Origin of the sequence: Streptomyces sp. NPDC101225, from assembly GCF_044767585.1 — a bacterium.
Classification (GTDB): domain Bacteria; phylum Actinomycetota; class Actinomycetes; order Streptomycetales; family Streptomycetaceae; genus Streptomyces.
Map to the genome: position 1 here is coordinate 1 of NZ_JBIWOE010000098.1, position 1,825 is coordinate 1,825.

General features: G+C 56.5%; 1 rRNA gene. It reads left to right on the top strand.

Features of this window, described 5'->3' with window-relative positions:
• A 23S ribosomal RNA gene (locus ACIRPX_RS45885) occupies positions 1–1,825 on the top strand; the annotation flags it as partial.

Genomic DNA, 1,825 nt, shown 5'->3' on the forward strand with positions numbered 1-1,825 from the left:
TTCTCGTGACTGCGTGCCTTTTGAAGAATGAGCCTGCGAGTTTGCGGTGTGTTGCGAGGTTAACCCGGGTGGGGTAGCCGTAGCGAAAGCGAGTCCGAAGAGGGCGATCTGAGTAGCACGCTCAAGACCCGAAGCGGAGTGATCTAGCCATGGGCAGGTTGAAGCGGAGGTAAGACTTCGTGGAGGACCGAACCCACCAGGGTTGAAAACCTGGGGGATGACCTGTGGTTAGGGGTGAAAGGCCAATCAAACTCCGTGATAGCTGGTTCTCCCCGAAATGCATTTAGGTGCAGCGTCGTGTGTTTCTTGCCGGAGGTAGAGCACTGGATAGGCGATGGGCCCTACCGGGTTACTGACCTTAGCCAAACTCCGAATGCCGGTAAGTGAGAGCGCGGCAGTGAGACTGTGGGGGATAAGCTCCATGGTCGAGAGGGAAACAGCCCAGAGCATCGACTAAGGCCCCTAAGCGTACGCTAAGTGGGAAAGGATGTGGAGTCGCAGAGACAACCAGGAGGTTGGCTTAGAAGCAGCCACCCTTGAAAGAGTGCGTAATAGCTCACTGGTCTAGTGATTCCGCGCCGACAATGTAGCGGGGCTCAAGCGTACCGCCGAAGTCGTGTCATTGCAGCATGACTCCCAACGGAGGCTGTGATGGGTAGGGGAGCGTCGTGTGCCGGGTGAAGCAGCACCGGAAGGTAGTTGTGGACGGTTCACGAGTGAGAATGCAGGCATGAGTAGCGATTCACACGTGAGAAACGTGTGCGCCGATTGACTAAGGGTTCCTGGGTCAAGCTGATCTGCCCAGGGTAAGTCGGGACCTAAGGCGAGGCCGACAGGCGTAGTCGATGGATAACCGGTTGATATTCCGGTACCCGCTGTGGAGCGTCAAACATCGAGCATCGTGATGCTAAGGCCGTGAAGCCGCCCTGATCTCTTCGGAGTTGAGGGGAGTGGTGGAGCCGCCGGACCAAGCGGTTAGTAGGTGAGTGATGGGGTGACGCAGGAAGGTAGTCCAGCCCGGGCGGTGGTTGTCCCGGGGTAAGGGTGTAGGACGTGGGGTAGGCAAATCCGCCCTGCATGTGTCTGAGACCTGATGCCGAGCCGATTGTGGTGAAGTGGATGATCCTATGCTGTCGAGAAAAGCCTCTAGCGAGTTTCATGGCGGCCCGTACCCTAAACCGACTCAGGTGGTCAGGTAGAGAATACCGAGGCGTTCGGGTGAACTATGGTTAAGGAACTCGGCAAAATGCCCCCGTAACTTCGGGAGAAGGGGGGCCACACCTGGTGATGGGCTGTACGTCCTGAGCTGGGGGTGGCCGCAGAGACCAGCGAGAAGCGACTGTTTACTAAAAACACAGGTCCGTGCGAAGCCGTAAGGCGATGTATACGGACTGACGCCTGCCCGGTGCTGGAACGTTAAGGGGACCGGTTAGTCCGATTTCGGTCGGGCGAAGCTGAGAACTTAAGCGCCAGTAAACGGCGGTGGTAACTATAACCATCCTAAGGTAGCGAAATTCCTTGTCGGGTAAGTTCCGACCTGCACGAATGGCGTAACGACTTCTCGACTGTCTCAACCATAGGCCCGGTGAAATTGCACTACGAGTAAAGATGCTCGTTTCGCGCAGCAGGACGGAAAGACCCCGGGACCTTTACTACAGTTTGATATTGGTGTTCGGTTCGGCTTGTGTAGGATAGCTGGGAGACTGTGAAAGCGGCACGCCAGTGTCGTGGGAGTCGTCGTTGAAATACCAGTCTGGTCGTGCTGGATGTCTAACCTGGGTCCGTGATCCGGATCAGGGACAGTGTCTGATGGGTAGTTTAACTG